General features: G+C 25.5%; 16 protein-coding genes and 1 tRNA gene. 4 read left to right on the top strand and 13 right to left on the bottom strand.

The window, feature by feature from the left end:
- The first annotated feature begins 172 nt into the window (after positions 1 to 172).
- Positions 173 to 1,591 carry a pyruvate kinase gene (gene pyk, locus MTX53_RS09610; RefSeq protein ID WP_244835485.1) on the top strand — a complete coding sequence of 473 codons (1,419 nt, stop codon included), beginning with the start codon at positions 173 to 175 and terminating at the stop codon, positions 1,589 to 1,591.
- 91 nt (positions 1,592 to 1,682) lie between these two features.
- Here pyk and MTX53_RS09615 read toward each other — a convergent pair whose 3' ends face one another.
- The 7 genes from MTX53_RS09615 to pssA form a co-directional block, all read right to left on the bottom strand.
- The gene (locus MTX53_RS09615; RefSeq protein WP_244833583.1) at positions 1,683 to 2,114 is read right to left on the bottom strand and encodes a CBS domain-containing protein; all 432 of its coding nucleotides are present in this window, start codon (positions 2,112 to 2,114) and stop codon (positions 1,683 to 1,685) included.
- An 82-nt stretch (positions 2,115 to 2,196) separates the two neighbouring features.
- Complete coding sequence (locus MTX53_RS09620) at positions 2,197 to 3,060, bottom strand: 3'-5' exonuclease (protein WP_244833584.1); 864 nt, start codon at positions 3,058 to 3,060, stop codon at positions 2,197 to 2,199.
- A gap of 15 nt (positions 3,061 to 3,075) precedes the next feature.
- Positions 3,076 to 4,881, bottom strand: coding sequence for a MutS family DNA mismatch repair protein (locus MTX53_RS09625; RefSeq protein WP_244833585.1), 1,806 nt, complete (start codon positions 4,879 to 4,881; stop codon positions 3,076 to 3,078).
- Between the two features lie 157 nt (positions 4,882 to 5,038).
- Positions 5,039 to 5,944, bottom strand: a complete 906-nt coding sequence (locus tag MTX53_RS09630) for a zinc ABC transporter substrate-binding protein (RefSeq protein WP_244833586.1) — start codon at positions 5,942 to 5,944, stop codon at positions 5,039 to 5,041.
- Between the two features lie 93 nt (positions 5,945 to 6,037).
- Positions 6,038 to 8,710: an AAA family ATPase gene (locus tag MTX53_RS09635; protein WP_244833587.1), complete on the bottom strand. Its 2,673-nt coding sequence runs from the start codon at positions 8,708 to 8,710 to the stop codon at positions 6,038 to 6,040.
- A gap of 2 nt (positions 8,711 to 8,712) precedes the next feature.
- Positions 8,713 to 9,834 (bottom strand): DNA repair exonuclease, encoded by a 1,122-nt coding sequence (locus MTX53_RS09640; protein WP_244833588.1) that lies wholly within the window; start codon positions 9,832 to 9,834, stop codon positions 8,713 to 8,715.
- A gap of 141 nt (positions 9,835 to 9,975) precedes the next feature.
- The gene (gene pssA / locus MTX53_RS09645) at positions 9,976 to 10,497 is read right to left on the bottom strand and encodes a CDP-diacylglycerol--serine O-phosphatidyltransferase (RefSeq protein WP_244833589.1); all 522 of its coding nucleotides are present in this window, start codon (positions 10,495 to 10,497) and stop codon (positions 9,976 to 9,978) included.
- A gap of 186 nt (positions 10,498 to 10,683) precedes the next feature.
- Here pssA and MTX53_RS09650 point away from each other — a divergent pair, with 186 nt between their 5' ends.
- Positions 10,684 to 11,565, top strand: coding sequence for a YegS/Rv2252/BmrU family lipid kinase (locus MTX53_RS09650; protein ID WP_244833590.1), 882 nt, complete (start codon positions 10,684 to 10,686; stop codon positions 11,563 to 11,565).
- A gap of 740 nt (positions 11,566 to 12,305) precedes the next feature.
- Here MTX53_RS09650 and MTX53_RS09655 read toward each other — a convergent pair.
- The 6 genes from MTX53_RS09655 to MTX53_RS09680 all read right to left on the bottom strand — a co-directional run bounded on the left by MTX53_RS09655 (position 12,306) and on the right by MTX53_RS09680 (position 14,868).
- Positions 12,306 to 12,659, bottom strand: a complete 354-nt coding sequence (locus tag MTX53_RS09655; RefSeq protein ID WP_244833591.1) for a hypothetical protein — start codon at positions 12,657 to 12,659, stop codon at positions 12,306 to 12,308.
- Positions 12,622 to 12,828 carry a hypothetical protein gene (locus MTX53_RS09660; protein ID WP_244833592.1) on the bottom strand — a complete coding sequence of 69 codons (207 nt, stop codon included), beginning with the start codon at positions 12,826 to 12,828 and terminating at the stop codon, positions 12,622 to 12,624. The genes MTX53_RS09655 and MTX53_RS09660 overlap by 38 nt, the downstream gene beginning before the upstream one ends.
- Complete coding sequence (locus MTX53_RS09665; RefSeq protein ID WP_244833593.1) at positions 12,825 to 13,382, bottom strand: rubrerythrin family protein; 558 nt, start codon at positions 13,380 to 13,382, stop codon at positions 12,825 to 12,827. Before MTX53_RS09665 ends, MTX53_RS09660 begins: the two co-directional genes overlap by 4 nt.
- Before the next feature lie 191 nt (positions 13,383 to 13,573).
- A complete protein-coding gene (locus tag MTX53_RS09670) occupies positions 13,574 to 13,756 on the bottom strand; it encodes an alpha/beta-type small acid-soluble spore protein (protein ID WP_244833594.1) in 183 nt (60 codons plus the stop codon).
- A gap of 105 nt (positions 13,757 to 13,861) precedes the next feature.
- The gene (locus MTX53_RS09675) at positions 13,862 to 14,677 is read right to left on the bottom strand and encodes a hypothetical protein (RefSeq protein ID WP_244833595.1); all 816 of its coding nucleotides are present in this window, start codon (positions 14,675 to 14,677) and stop codon (positions 13,862 to 13,864) included.
- Between the two features lie 115 nt (positions 14,678 to 14,792).
- Positions 14,793 to 14,868, bottom strand: a tRNA-Trp gene (locus tag MTX53_RS09680).
- A gap of 169 nt (positions 14,869 to 15,037) precedes the next feature.
- On the opposite strand from MTX53_RS09680, the gene MTX53_RS09685 reads away from it, so the two are divergent.
- Together MTX53_RS09685 and MTX53_RS09690 are read left to right on the top strand one after the other, a co-directional pair.
- Positions 15,038 to 16,105 (top strand): nitronate monooxygenase family protein, encoded by a 1,068-nt coding sequence (locus tag MTX53_RS09685; protein WP_244833596.1) that lies wholly within the window; start codon positions 15,038 to 15,040, stop codon positions 16,103 to 16,105.
- Positions 16,106 to 16,168: 63 nt separating this feature from the next.
- The gene (locus MTX53_RS09690; protein ID WP_244833597.1) at positions 16,169 to 17,065 is read left to right on the top strand and encodes a DUF368 domain-containing protein; all 897 of its coding nucleotides are present in this window, start codon (positions 16,169 to 16,171) and stop codon (positions 17,063 to 17,065) included.
- The last annotated feature ends 67 nt before the right edge of the window (positions 17,066 to 17,132 follow it).

Genomic DNA, 17,132 nt, shown 5'->3' on the forward strand with positions numbered 1-17,132 from the left:
AATACTCTTTTTTATTTAAAATTTCTTTATAATGTATCTAAAAGTAACTTTATTATATCAATTAAATTACAGTACTGTATTAATAATGTATAAAATATGATAAAATATATCTATACTTTTTTATAAAGTAAATTTTAATATATGGGGTGTATTAATATTGACAAAGAATAATATTCAAAAAACTAAAATGATTTTTACAATAGGTCCTGCAAGTGATGATGAACAGACCTTAAGAAAATTTATTGAAATTGGCATGAGTGCAGCGAGATTAAATTTTTCTCATGGTACTTATAAAACTCATGGCGAAAAAATTGAATTAATAAAGCGTCTCAGATATGAAATGAATTCTCCTACTGCTATTATTCTTGATATAAAAGGTCCTAAAATAAGAACACATAACTTCGAAAATGATGGGGTAGATCTTAAAGAAGGTAATAATTTTGACTTTATATGTGGTGAAGAAATATTAGGTAATGATAAAAAGTGTTCCATTTCTTATGAAAATCTTTATAATGATGTACATAAAGATGGTCTAATTCTTGTTGACGATGGTCTTTTAAAATTCAAAATAACAGGAGTTGAAAACAAAGTAATACATACAAAAGTATTAGTTGGTGGAACAATTAAAAATCATAAAGGCGTAAATGTACCTAATGTTCAGATAAAGCTTCCTTCTATAACTGAAAAAGATATAGAGGATATAAAATTCGGATGTAAAATGGGTGTTGATTTTATTGCAGCATCTTTTATAAGAAAAGCAAGCGATGTTCTTGATGTAAAAAAAGTCTTAAAAGAAAATAATGGAGAGAACATAAAAGTAATTTCCAAGATAGAAACTCAAGAAGGAGTAAATAACATAGACTCTATTATAGAAGCTACTGACGGAATAATGGTTGCTAGAGGTGATATGGGAGTTGAAATTCCAATACAGAAAGTACCAATAATTCAAAAACAGATAATAAAGAAGTGTAATCAAGTAGGTAAAATAGTTATAACAGCAACTCAAATGCTAGATTCAATGATTAGAAATTCAATACCTACAAGAGCTGAAGCAAGTGATATATGTAATGCTATATTTGATGGTACTGATGCTATAATGTTAAGTGGTGAAAGTGCTTCTGGAAGTTTCCCTGTTGAAGCTGCAAAAACAATGAGTGAAATTGCACTAGAAGCAGAAAGATATTTAGATTATAATGCTTTAACTGCACGACTTAGAGAACCATCATTCTCAGACTATGCAACCGCAATAAGTTACTCTGCAGCAAGAACTGCAAATATCTTAAATGCAAAAGCAATTGTAGCTGCAACAAAAAGTGGTGCAACAGCTAAAATATTATCAAGATACAGATCAAAATGCCCAATAATAGCAATAACACCATTTGAAGAAGTAAGAAGACAGCTTTCTTTAAACTTTGGAATATATCCTATGAAATGTGATATGTTCAATTCAACAGATAAGATTCTTGAGGAAGCTAAAGATACTGTAAAAAAACTTGATATAACAGAACCTGGTGATGATATAATAGTTGCTGCAGGTATGCCAACAACTCAGACAGGTGGAACTAATATGCTTAAAATCGAGAAAATGTAATAAACTTAGTTTTTAACAAGAAATTGATTTTCAAATAAATTCAACTAAAAAATAGCCTGTACAATTTTTGCACAGGCATTTTTTATGTATACTATCTAGAACTATTAGTACCATTTTTCAATTTATCTATTTCAGTAAACGCGTAATTTATAATATCACTTCTTTTTATAATCCCTATAAAAATTTTATTATCATCCACAACAGGAACAAAATTCTGATTTATTGCAATTGAAATAAGACTTTCCATATTTTGATTTATAGAAACACTCTTATGTTTTACTCTTCTTTGTATTTGATTTACCTTTACATTATCTAAATTATTAAAATTCAAATTTTCTGTATTTTTAAGTTTCCATAAAAGATCACCTTCTGTAATAGTGCCTATATATTTTCCCTCTTTATTTATTAAAGGTATTGCTGTATATCCGTAATGTTCCATTTTATACATTACATCTTTCATAGATGATTCTTCATACTCATAAATCACTTCATTTTTTGGTGTTAGAAAAAAGGCTATATTCATATTTGTATTTCCTTTCTTAAAATATAAAATATATTTATACATTATAATATTTTGTTATAAAAATCAATTTAAAATTTAAATATTAAGATTTATTTAATTTATATATTTTGTCAAAATAATCACTTTCGCTTATTATAGTAGTAATTTCGATTAACTTTAATTCTTTTTTCAGGGTCATTCTTGGCAAAATTTCAAGAAAGACTTTTACTGTGCATTTTGAACAATGGGAAACAGACATAAACCTCCATTTTTTTAGCTTTATATCTGTATCAAGAATAAGCTTATTGCCGCATTTAGGGCACTTAAGAGTAAGCATTTGTTCATTAACATCTATTTTCTCAAGATTTTTTATATTAACTGATGCTATTTCGTAAACATCTTTTATTACATGATTTTTTACTATTCTGCAATTATATACTCTTTTAAAAACAGATAGTTCTTCTTCAGCATCATACAGAGCATCATGAAGTTTTTTTTCATCTACCTTTATCTTTAGATCATCAACCGCTTTTTTTAATCCAAGTGCTTTTTTATGTGAAAGAACTTTACATGTATACTCCTGTATATCTAAATAGCCTTTTAGCCAGCTAATATCATTTATACCATAGAATTCACAATTTCTTATTAATTCTGCAATATCATCTTTAGCCCATGAACATAATATATCTCCTTCATCAAACATCTTCCTAAGCTCATTAAAAGCTTCTATGAAACTGCATCCCTCTTTATTAAGAACATCTATAGTTATATTTGTAATTTTGCTAACTTCAGAACTTATCTGTAAACATATAGAAGGTTTTATATATCTTTTTAATTTTTTAAGTTCAGTAAGTCTATTATCGACTTTTACAGCGCCTATTTCTATAATCTCATTTTCAAGACCATATTTTTTCTTATTTGTTTCACTTATATTATTAAATTCTAAATCAACAATAACAAATCCCATTATAAACCCTCACATTTAATTTTTAAGAATATCAATTCCTGCAATTTTCATAAGATGAATTGCATTGCTTGTTGTGCTTTTGCCCTTTCTTAATTTGTAATCAAACTTTATTTTATCATTATCATAATATTCTCTAAAGTTATAATTTACAACTCCTAAATCTTGATCTCCCATATCACATAATTCTAAATCATGAGTTGAAACAAGACCATGTGCTCCTTTATTAATAAGCTGTTTTATAAGATAGTACGCTCCTATATGCCTATCTTTTGAATTAGTTCCTTTAAATATCTCATCTAAAATAAAAAATACACTATCTCCTTTTTTACATGCTTCTAAAATCTCTTTTATTCTTAAAATTTCAGCATAAAACGATGATATACTTTCTTCTAAATTATCTTTCGTACGCATACATGTATATATATTCATTATTCCACATGAAAATCTGTCTGCACATACTGGAGAACCTATATATGATAATAATAAATTAATACCTATTGTTCTTAAAAAAGTACTTTTACCCGACATGTTTGATCCTGTAATAAGTGCTGTCTTATCTTTTCCTCTTAAAGAAAAGCTATTTTTTACACAGCCTTTCTTTATAAGTGGATGTCCTATTAAACTTCCTTCTACTTCGTTTTTATCAAGTATTTCAGGATATATAAAATCCTTATTTTCAAATGCTATATTACTTATAGATGAAAGCATATCAATTTCTGATATTACATCAAGCCATGACCTTATGCGTTTTCCATTCTTTTTTCTCCATGAATAAAGATTATAAGCTATAAATACATCACTAAAAAATACCGTATTAAGAATAAAATAATAAGCATTATAATTACTATTCTCAAGCCATGATAAAACTGATGAAAATTTCTTTATCTCTATTTTAGAATTTTCATTACTATTTACTAATTTTTCTTTAAGATATTTAAGATACTTAGATTTAAATTCTTCTTTTTCTATTATTGAAATTATTTCAAAATAATCAGTTATAGAATTATATGATGATTCTAAAATTTTAAAATCCCTTTTCATACTTAAAGTAAGACTTCTTACTATAAAATAGTTTACTATAAGATCTAAAATTATAAACGATAAATTAATTTTATTTATCATAATTAAAAATATTGTTTCAAAAGTAACTGCAATACATATAAATGCAATAATAAGTTTAAAATACTGGAAATTTTTATCTGAACTTTCTGCCCATGATAAAAGATCTTCAATCTTGAAATCTTTTTTTTCTCTCATTTTTCCTTCTACCATTATAGCTTGCCTAAATTTAATCTTATCTGCTATCTCTTTTACTGATTCCTGTCTCTTTAATATATCTTCTTTACATATTTTTTTTGTATTTAATTTTAAAATTTCAGAAAGTTTTTTTCTTCCACCCTTAGTTACTGTTGTATTTATATATTGAAACAAAGATCGTTTTCCAAAAATATCTAAATCATAAGAATAATTATGATTTTCATCAATATATTCGCTTCCGTCATCTTTAAATTCATCAAATTTACCATCAATCCTTTTGATTCCATCTTTATTTATATCAATCAAAATCCTATTTCTCTTTTTCTTTTGAAATAATTTTCTATGTACAATCATCATAACTATAAAAATTCCTGTTAAGAAAAAAAGCGATATAACCATAGCATTAAATTTATCTATTTTATAGAAATAAAAAGCTAAAGAAACATCAATTAATACAGTAACAATTCTCATCCATACTAAAGTTTTGATTTTTCTTTCAATATTTTCATATATATCTTTATACATCTTTACATTATCAGAATATATTTTTTTAGTAGAATCCATATTGCACCTCTTCCAATTTACTATACAAATATATTTTACTTTAATAAATATTCTTGTCAACGTATTCTTTTTCTTAATAAACTTTTTTAAAACTTAAAATAAAAAGAGTTTCTTCTAGACATGAGAAACTCTTTTTATTAATAATTTTAATTATTATCTACTTTTTTAAACTTTGGTATATTTCTTCAAGATCCTGTTTCATTTCTTCTATATAACCGTAATCATCATTTTTTGATTCTAATGTATTAATAGGCTTAACTTCAGCTCCTACTTCATTTGCAAGAGTTTCTGATACTTTAGGACTTGCATTTTCTTCAGAAAAAATGGTCTTTATATTATTATCCTTGCAATATTCTACAAGATCTTCAAGCTGTTTCGGAGTTGGTTCTCCTTCTGCAAAAATATTTTCAACTGATTTTTGTTCAAGTTTAAAATCTCTGCACAAATATCCAAATGCTGCATGACCTGTAACAAAATCTTTTTGTTTTACTGTATCAAATTTCTTGGAATATTCATCAATTAAATCATCCATCTGTTTTGTATAGTCATTATAATTTTTTTCATAAAATTCCTTATTACTACTGTCTTTTTCACAAAATGCATCTTTAATAACTTCGCATTGCTTTTTAGCTTCTTTTAAACTAAGCCATAAATGTGGATCTATAGCATCATTTTCTTTTCTTATGTCAGCATTTTTACTTGAATCTACTATAAGAACTTTTTCATTCTGCTCAGATACAACATCATTAACTTTATCTATCCAACTTTCCATCCCTGCACCATTATAAACAAATACATCACTTTTTATGAGGTTCTCAAGATCTTTTGTCTTTGGTTCAAAATCATGTGGCTCCATATTCTCACCAATCATTGTTGTGACACTAACTTTATCTTTTCCTATAGCATTTGCAAATTCAGCTAATGGATAAAATGATACAACTACATTAAGTTTTTTATCTTCTGTATCTGAAGTGTCTGAAACTACATTATTACTAGATTGACAGCCTATAAGCATTAATACTGATAACAAAACACTAAAAATTAAAACAATCTTTTTTTTCATTTAATATTACTCCTAAAAAAATTCTATTTGCAAACTATTTGCAAATAGAATTATATAAAATATATATTTTTTTGTCAAGTAAGTAATTATATTCTATAAATTTATAGATATATAATCCTCTTTAAGCTCATTTATAAAATCTGAATCTATTTTTTGACATGTAAAAAATAAAATCTGGCTAATATCTTCATTAAACAGAAGTCTTAAAGCGTTTTTCCTTCTTGTATCATCATACTGTACAAATGCATCATCAAGAAATAAAACTATATTCTTATCCTTAAACATCATACTTATTATTGAAAGTCTGAGTGAAAGATAAATCTGATCTTTTGCACCCTTACTTAATATCTGTCCATCAAAAAGGTAAGGAACATCCTCTTTTTTCATTTTAAAACTATATTCATCAGAAACTTTAACTTCATCATAAACATCGTCTGTAATAAAATTCATTCTATCAAGAACGCTTTTATTAAGTGCAGGTTCTACTGTCTTTTTTAGTTCAGAAAACACATCATTAAGAGTTAAAAGTGCTATATCCGTTGCCTTAAATTTCTTTTCATAGTTTTCTATTTTTTGATTAGTATCTTCTATATCTTCAAGTACAGATGAAATATCTCTTTTACCAATATTTAATTTTAATATTTTATATTCTAAATCCTTTATATTCTTTAAAACTTCCATCATTTGATCTGACTTATGTGAAATTTCCTGATCTATCTCTTCTTCAGTATCATACGAATATCTCTCATCACTATTTATATATTCTTTTACTTCCTGCTCTATTTCTTTTATGTTCCTGTTATCTAAAAGAGTATTATATACTTCTTCTACATTTTCTAAAGATGACTTTATCATATTCATCTTACTTATCTTATCTTCATATTCTTCTATAATATCTAAAAGAGAATCATAAACTATAGGTGAAATCCCTACAAATCTGCATTTTTCTTCTATAACTTTTGATATTTTTTCAATATTTTCGTTAACAGATATCATTTCCTTTTTTAAAAAGTCTAATCTTGTAAGTTCTATACCATTATTTAAATTCTTCTTTTCATATTCGTCTATTCTTAAAAGAACACTTTCTAAATCATCACATAAAAATATTTTTAAAATAGAAGAAATAACGCCTTTATTTTTATTATACTTACTTTTTATATCTGTTATATTGTATGAATTAAGCTCTTCGTTATTCCTGTTTAAAATTATTTGTTCATTTTCTTTATACTTAAAAAATCTATCATATTCTTTTATCATTTTTATAAAATTTTCATATGTATTTTGGGATGTATAACTCATATATTTCTTTAATTTTTCTTCACATGCGTTTATATTTTTTATAGCATCTTTTAAAGAATTATGTCCATTTAAATATATAATTGCATATAAAAGCAGCTGTATAAATAATACAAAAATACATATTATATATTTATCTTTTGAAGCAAAATAAAAAGATAAAATACCTGATAAAATTGTTGTAATAGACGCAATTACTTTTTTCATTCGAAAAAAGCCAAACCTCTTTTTCTTTTCAAGTATCTTTTTATAGTTTTCTAAATTTGCTCTATATAACGATAGAAGTTCTTCTATATTCTTTCTGTTTTCCTCAATATATTTTTCATCAAAATTTACTGACATTTTCTTTAAATTTTCTTCTATTTCTTCATTTGATCTATTTAATTTAATAATCTTTTTTATCTTATCTTCAAGAATTCCTCTATCATATTTTAATTTATATATCTTATCTTTTGGATTTTCACCTATTGCATCCAATAATCTTAATTCATCATTATCCTCATTATTAAATTTATCTTTAAGATCCTTAATTTCTAAGTCGAGTTTTTTATATTTTTCTTGCAAATTTAAATACTCATTTACATTTTCTTTGAAATTTTTTAAATAATCCTCTGTTATAGGCTCCTTATCTTTCTTTAATTCGCTTTCAATCTTCTCTTGCTGTTTTTTTAAGTCTTCTTTCTTTATAAGATATTCTGATATTTTTTTATATTCTTTTTTTAATTTAATTTTTTTCTGATATTTTTTATATACTTGAAGACTATTTAACGTCTTTTCTATATCTTTTTTTTTCTGTTTCTCAATTAAAAGATTTTCTTCATTTTCCATATTAGATTCAGATATTCTTTTTAATTCCTGAAGTTCTAAAGAAAGCTTATCTTTTTTTAAATACAGTTTATCTATTACTCCATTTTTTCTTGTACCTTTAAGCTGCTTTTTTATAGATACAAGCCTATCAACAGTTTTTTCTATAGATACTTTTTCATCTCCTGTACTAAAAAGATTTGTTATCTTCTCCATTATCTCTTCATGCTTATCTTTAGATATAGATACTGACATTTGACCTATAAATAAAGTCTTTATAAATGTCTGAATATTTATATTAAGAAAATACTCACCAGGTTCTTCTTTTCCTATAGGAACTTTTTGACCAGTAATATAATCTAAAATTTCTATTGAATCGTCCTTTTTAGTATTTCCAAACATTCTTGTTATTATATAGCTTTTACTGTTATTTTCTACAATAAGCTCACCAGACATAACATTTCCTGAAATCGGCATAAACTTCTTTCTTCCGTTATTTTTACCTCTTGCATTATCCATTCCATAAAGCCATACTTTTATAAAGTTCTCTATTGTACTTTTTCCTTTTTCATTTTGGCCATATATGAGATTAAATCCTTTTTCAAAATTAATCTCTTTATTTTTTATTCCAGCAAATGATATTATATGAGCTTTTTTTATTATCAAGCCTAATCTGCCTCCTCTCCTGTAAGTGCTGAAATTCCTTCTTTTAATGCCATAAGATATATCTCTTTTTCTTCATCATTACTAGCATTTTTTAATTTTCCATAAATCTTAGATGCAAAAATATTTTTTACCGAATTTCCTTTTGAAAGTTCTTTTATATCCATATAATTTTGAGTATTATCTTTTATCTTTATAAAATAAAATTCATCTTTCAAAAGATTATATAAAATATCTTCATTTACAACAAAAAACTCATTTGTTGTACCTTTTAGAATGATATTATAAAAATTGCTCATTCTCTCTTTTTCATCGAAAGACGATACTATATTTTTTACAATCTCATCATAAGTTTCAGCTTTATCTAACATAATATATTTTGTATAGTAATTTTTAATAGATGTTTTTATAAATTCTGTATTTACATATCCATCCTCTATTTCACCTATAATTACTCCTTTATCGCCCTCTTCATCGAATCCTCTTCCTTGAGGACACCCGCTATATGCATAATAAGTATTACATAAATTCTGAACACCTGAATATGTATGTCTATGACCTAATGCTATATAATTAAATCCTGAATCTTCAATATCTTTTTTAGATATTGGATTGTATTCATTCTTTCTGTCAGAATTCATTATCTCACCATGAATAGCTAAAATATTATTGTAATTTTTATCAATCTTTACTTTTTCTAGCAAAGTCTCTCTTTCATATAAATCTCTAAATCCTGCCCCATATATAAAAGAATCAAATTCCTCTAAAAAAACTTTCTCCATTTCTCCTTTAAAAATATATACATTATCAGGCCATGTAATAAAATTGTAGAAGGATTTTACATTAAATGGATCATGATTTCCGGGACTTATAAATACTTTTTTTCCATCTAGTCTTTCAAATTCATTTATAAGAAAGGATATTGTACTTTTATGAACTGTCATATTATCAAAAATATCACCAGCCATAATTATAATATCAACATTTTTCTCTAATGCTAAATCTATTATATTTTTAAATACAACTTTTAAATATTCCCTTTCTTTTGATGCATCATTTGAATTCATACCACTAAATGGTGTATCCAAATGAATATCTGCCGTATGCAGAAATTTTATCTTTTTCATATAACCACCTTAAATTAATCGAACTCTTGTTCTAATTTTATCATAAAAATTAAGTTTTAGAAAGATACTTGAAATTATAAAAAAGTCTGCTTCTAGAAGAAAGACTTCTAAAAACAGACTTTTTTTCTTTAAATAGTAGCACTAAAACTTTTTAAGACTTAAACTGCTTATCATAAGATAAGATCCTAATATCATAAGTAAAACAACTATGTATATTGGAAACTGAACTTTTAAATTAACTAGTGCAAATAATGCCATAAAGCATCCTATTATTGTTATTGGTACTCCTGTATAAACTCCGTCAAAATCTGAAATATTGTATCTTGCGAGTCTAAATGCACCACATAAAGGGAATGCAACAAGAAGTATCATTCCAAATATTCCTTTTGGACCTAAATTTTCAAATTTAAAAAGTATATATATCAAAATAGATGGTGCAACTCCAAATGATACGAGATCTGCAAGGGAGTCTAACTCTTTTCCTATCTCACTTGATACATTTAAAAAACGTGCAATTCTTCCATCATATCTATCTACCAATCCTGCTAATAAAATAAATATAGCAGCTGCCATGAGATTATTATTTAATACTGATAATATCGAAATAATTCCACAAGATAAATTTGTAAAGGTAAATATATTAGGAATACAACTTTTTTTCATCTAATCACTCCTAAAAATTAAAATTTCCTAGTTCACTATTATATCATACAATACTTAATATTATAAGTGTAGTAAAGAAATTTAATTATTTATTAAGGTTACATATATTGTAAAATGTACTGTCGACAATAATACTTTATAATGATATAATTATTTTTATAACATATTTTTAGGGGGAACATTCTCATGAAAAAAGTTAGATTTATATATAATCCGTATTCTGGAGAAAATAGTATTCTGTCAGAATTAGATACTATAATAAAACTTCATCAACAGGCTGGTCTTACAATAATTCCTTACAGAATTCAGGGTAATAAATCTTTAGATGAAGCCTTTGATATAGTAGATGACACATATAAATATATTCTTGTAGCCGGTGGAGACGGAACAGTTGATTCTACAGTAAACGCAATGAAAAGAAAAAATATAGATCTTCCCATAGGAATTCTTCCTGTTGGCACAGCAAATGATTTTGGTAAATTTTTAGGTCTTACATCAGATGTAGAAGAAACATGCAAAAATATATTAAACTCAAAACCAAAATCAATAGATCTTGGTAAAATAAATGATAAATACTTTGTAAATGTCGCAAGCACAGGATTATTTACAGATGTATCTCAAAAAACAGATGTAAATTTAAAAAATTCTATAGGAAAGCTTGCTTATTATTTAAAAGGACTTGAAGAACTTCCTAATTTTAAGAAATTAAATGTCACTATAAAGTCAGATGAATGCAGTTTCACAGATAAAATGTACCTTCTTTTAATATTTAACGGACAAACAGCAGGAAACTTAAAACTTGCTCCACAATCAATTGCAGATGATGGAAAACTTGACGTTATAATGTTTAAAGCTTTGCAGCTTTATGAACTTCTTCCTCTTACATTTAAACTTTTAAGAGGAGAACATCTTGACTCAAATAAAGTTGTTTATTTTAAAACTAATAAGCTTATTGTTGAATCAAATGAAGATATTGCAACAGATATTGATGGAGAAAAGGGTCCAGATTTTCCACTTAATATCGAATGCGTAAAAAGCGGAATTAAAGTTTTAGGAATATTAGAATAAACATATTAATAATTATAAGTAACATCAATATTTAGGAGAGCTATCTTGATTGTTTTATACTATGTATTTTTGCTACTTATAATTTTTTTATGCCTATTTTTAATGATTAGAAATATTAAATATTCACCAAAAAAATTTAAATATTTTTTATTTATTTTTCTAATTCTATTTTTATTAAGAAATATTTCTCTTATATCTTTATGTCTAGTTAGAAATAACAACATTTTATATTATTTAAAATATTTAATATATATAGATTCAGTACTCATCCCTTCAATTTCATTGTTTATTACTTTTATTTTTTCAAAATCTTCTAAAATAAAGTTATATATCATTTATTTAATAATGTTATTTTTAATGATTCTATATGTATTAGATATGATAATATCTGATTTTGTAGTAAATATTCATTCATTTTACGGATTTATTTTTAATACAAATAATAACTTTACTATATATTTTACTGTTTTACTTATTTTATGTTTAAATTTAATAATAAATATTTCCATATTAAATTTTAAATATTCAAATAAACATGGAATAAAACTTCTATTAGCTGCAATATTAATTTCTGTAATAGAGTATAGCATTCTCATATTAAATATGAATTTTTTCCCATACCCTATAATATCAGATTTATCTTTTTTGATTATTTTAGACTACTTAGTCGGAAAATACAAAAAATAACTTTTAAAAGGATAGATATAATAATAATTAAATACCTATCCTTTTAGAAATTTTTATTCCTCATCCCGATCCGTCTTGGAATTTTGAAGTGAAAGATCATTTTCAATTTCAGTAAAAATAGTATCCTTATAATTTTTAACTGATATATAATCATTTTTTATTTTACAGTACTTAAGATACTGCTCATCACATCTATTTAAAGTTTCAACTACCATATCTATTAACTCGCCAACATCTTCGGCTCTTTCTATAGCTTTTCTCACTTCACTTTTTTTAGCTATATTTATATTATAAAGTTCTGCAGCCCCTGCAATTAAAAGTCTATATGAATCAACATATGATTTAAGAAGATCTGCAAGATTAGATATATCAGAATATTGTTTGCCTATTATATTCTCTACGCTCATTTTTCTTTCCTGTCTCTTCAATTGAATACATTTCATCTATTTCATCATATATATTTTTTACATAGGCATCTTTATCTTTATCTGAAGAGTCATTTCTAAATTGAATCTTAGAACCATTTTTTAAGAAAACAACTGGCACTACATATTCTTTAGGATATACATAAATCATTTATTTTCTCCCCCATTACATTCCACATAGTCCATTTTTTGAAAGTATCCTCTTGGATATTTGCAAAGAGGGCATCTAGGTGGTACTTCATATCCTTCATATATATATCCACAATTTAAGCATTTCCATAATGCTTTTTTATCAGACTTAAAAAGCTTATCGTTCTTTAAGTCTTTAGCTAATTTCACAAAAATTTCATCATGACTTTCTTCAACTTCCTGAAGTTCTTTATAAAAATTAGCTATCTCAGTAAATCCCTCTTCTCTTGCTACTTTTTCAAACTCTTTATAAAGCACTCTACTTTCATGTGCTTCTCCAAGAGCAGCCTCAATTAAGTTATTTTTAGTTTCACCTACTCTATTTAAATATTTTTCATATACTTCTCTTGCATGAGCTAATTCATTACCTGATATAACATTAAATGTATCTCTAATGCCTATAAGTTCTTCTTTAGCAGCTTTTTCAGCATACAAAGTATACTTAGTTCTTGCTCTTGATTCGCCAGCAAATGTCTTAAATAGATTTTTTTCTGTTTTACTTCCTTTTAAATCCATAAGTATTCTCCTTATTTTTAATCACAGTAATAAAATATTCTTAAAATATATAATTGTTACTTAAATAAAAATAAAAAGAAATTTAAATATAAAAAAGCAGGACTCGTTGCAGGTCTTTCGACCTGTATGCAACATGTCCTGCCCTCTTTTTAGTAGATAGCATAAACTAAAATAATAAATTATTTACTAATTTATATTCTATGTTCATACTCCTCTACCATTCTCTTTACCATTTCTCCTCCGACGGAACCACACTGTCTAGCACTTAAATCACCATTGTATTCCTTAAATGGTACTCCAAGTTCTTGCGCCACTTCGTTTTTCATTTTGCCTAAACCCTGTTTTGCTTCTGGAACTACTGTACTGTATGACATAACAATCCCTCCTCAGATTAAACTGGTATTTTATCATCAGGATAAAATTTTCTTTCATCCCTCCGACAATAATATCTTGCCCTTTATAAAAAAATATATACACTTTTATATATATTTTTCTTTTAATTTTTTTTCTATATCATTTTTTAAAGAATTTTTCATATCTTTAATTATAAAATCAAAATACAATATAAAATACTTATTAAATTTTCTTATGTCATTTAATGATAGCTTTTTATCTATAAATAATTTATCCAAATATTTATTTAAATTTCTAAAAAGAATAAAGACCTCTTTTTTCATCATATCTTCAAAAACATTTTTTCTAATAACGTTTTTTCTATCAATACTTAATATTTGATTATTTATACTTTGAATCCTTTTACTTAATTCTAATATCTTCTGTGGAAAAAGGAAATAAAGATTTTTATCATATAATTCTCTCAAATTATAATTAAAACATTTAAATACATCAGCAGAAAGTCTTACTAATTCATTATTATTAACAAATGTAAAATCTACTTTATCTTCAATATATATGTTAGAATTAAAAACTAATAACTTAGAATCATATGTATAATCCAATAAATTTTTCTTAATAATAAAAAGTGAACACACTTTTCCATTTATGTATGATAGCATTACATTGAATCTCATATATGTATTTACATTTTTTATAGAACATTCAAAGCTATCAACAGTATTTTTTTCAAAAATTTCAAGATCATCTTTTAAAAAATATTTATTATTTAAAATTTGAAATTCAAAATCAAGTGAAATATTTTCATCAAAAATAATATTAAGAAAGTCCACAATACTTTTTCTGCTTACTGATTTTATAATCTTTTTTATAATATTATTTAAATATGATGGTATTTTCTTTTGTTTATTTTTGATTCGTAAATATATATTTTTATTCATTAGTCTACACCTCAGTGAAATATTTACAAAAGTAGTAAAATGTATATTTATTTGTTATATAAAAAAAGCAGGTAAATTTGGTTACCCAAATTTACCTGTCTCTCATAATTTTGTTTGGCAGGGGCACTAGGACTTGAACCCAGAACCAATGGTTTTGGAGACCACTACTCTACCAATTGAGCCATACCCCTATAACGTTTTTTATTTTAACATGGTTTTATAGTACATGTCAACAATTCTTTTTAATTTTTTAATTTTTTTATTGTTTTATTATTCTCTATACAATATAATAAATATAGAGTTAATATTTTGACTATCAAAATATTTTACAATCTAATTATTTTGAAAGGAACTAAAAAAATGAAATTTAAACCTTTGAAAATCGGAAATTTAACAGCTAAAATTCCAATAATCCAGGGAGGAATGGGAATTGGTGTATCATCATCAGGTTTGGCATCTGCAGTAGCTAACGCTGGAGCAATAGGAATTATTTCAGCAGCTCAACTTGGATATAAAGAGCCTGATTTTTACGACAATGCTTTTAAAGAAAATATTGCAGGTCTAAAAAAACATATTAAAATTGCTAAAGAAAAAGCTCCAAATGGAATAATTGGTGTAAATATAATGTGTGCAAGTAACCACTATGAGGAACATGTAAAAGCTTCTATTGAAGCTGGTGCTGATTTAATTATATCAGGAGCTGGTCTTCCACTTACACTTCCAAACATATGTAAAGGTTCAGGCATAAAGATAGCTCCTATAGTTTCATCTTTAAAATCAGCAAGAGTTATTTTAAAAAGATGGGATAAACGTGATGAGACTGCTCCTGATTTCGTAGTAATTGAAGGACCAAAAGCTGGTGGACATTTAGGTTTTAAAGTAACTGAACTTAATGATCCTAACTATGATTATGATAAAACAGTAACAGATATAATAAATGAAGTATCTATATATGAAGAAAAATATAACAAAGATATTCCTGTTATAGTGGCTGGTGGAGTATTTGATGGAAATGATATAGCACACTTTTTAAAACTCGGTGCATCTGGCGTTCAAATGGCAACTCGTTTTGTAGTTACAAAAGAATGTGATGCAGATCAGAAATTTAAAGATATGTATTTAAACTGCAAAAAAGAAGACATAATAATAGTAAAAAGTCCTGTAGGTATGCCAGGTAGAGCAATTAAAAATAACTTTATTGATCTTCCTAATGAAAAAAAATGTCAAATTTCACACTGCTATAACTGTCTTACTCCATGCAATCCTAAGGATACACCTTATTGCATAAGTCAAGCTCTTATAAATGCTGTAAATGGAGATGTTGATAATGGTCTTGTTTTCTGTGGAGAAAATGCCTACAGATTAAATAAAATGACAACAGTAAATGAATTAATTAAGGAACTTACTGAAGAACTCGAAAATGCATAAATCCTTGAATAAAATGGAATACAATAGTATAATTAGTTTAAATTTTATTTATTTGGAGGAAAAATGTACATTATAAATTTTATACGTGGATTTTGTATGGCTTTAGCGGATAGTGTTCCCGGAGTTTCTGGAGGAACAATAGCTTTTATACTTGGTTTTTATGATAAATTCATTACATCACTTAATGATTTATTTTCGACTAAATCAAATAAAAAAGCAAAACTTAATTCTCTGCTATTTTTGTTTAAGTTAGGTTTAGGATGGATTACAGGTTTTATTTTTGCAGTATTATTTATAGCATCTGTATTTGAAAATAATATATATAAAATAAGTTCATTATTTATTGGACTTATTATTTTCTCAATTCCAACTATACTTAAAGAAGAAAAAAATTCATTAAAAAATAAATATAAAAACATACTTTTCACTTTTATAGGAATTTTCATAGTATGGGCTATTACATACTTTAATCCTATTACTAAATCAGGAGGAAGTTCACTTTCATTTTCTCTTGAACACTTTAATATTTTACTTGCAGTTTATGTATTCTTTTCAGGTATGATAGCAATATCTGCAATGGTACTTCCAGGTATTTCAGGCTCGACTCTTCTTTTAATACTTGGATTATATACATCAGTAATATCTGCAATAAAGGAAATTCTTACTTTTAATTTAACTTATGTTCCACTTATTGCTGCTCTTGGACTTGGAATTTTATTTGGTATTTTTTCTATAATATCACTACTTAAATACCTTCTTAAAAATCATAGATCTAAAATGATTTATTTTATTTTAGGACTTATGATAGGTTCAATATATGCAGTAATTATGGGACCTTGCACATTAAAAGTTCCACAAAATCCTTTAACTTTTAAAACATTTAGTATAATCTTTTTTATAATCGGAGGATTACTTATTCTTTCACTTGAAAAATTAAAAGATATACTAAATAAAAATTAAGTAATAAAAAAATACGGTTGTTTCTACTAAAAGTTTAGAAACAACCGTATTTTTATTTAATATTTTT

Origin of the sequence: Clostridium sp. BJN0001 (assembly GCF_022869825.1) — a bacterium.
Classification (GTDB): Bacteria; Bacillota; Clostridia; order Clostridiales; family Clostridiaceae; genus Clostridium.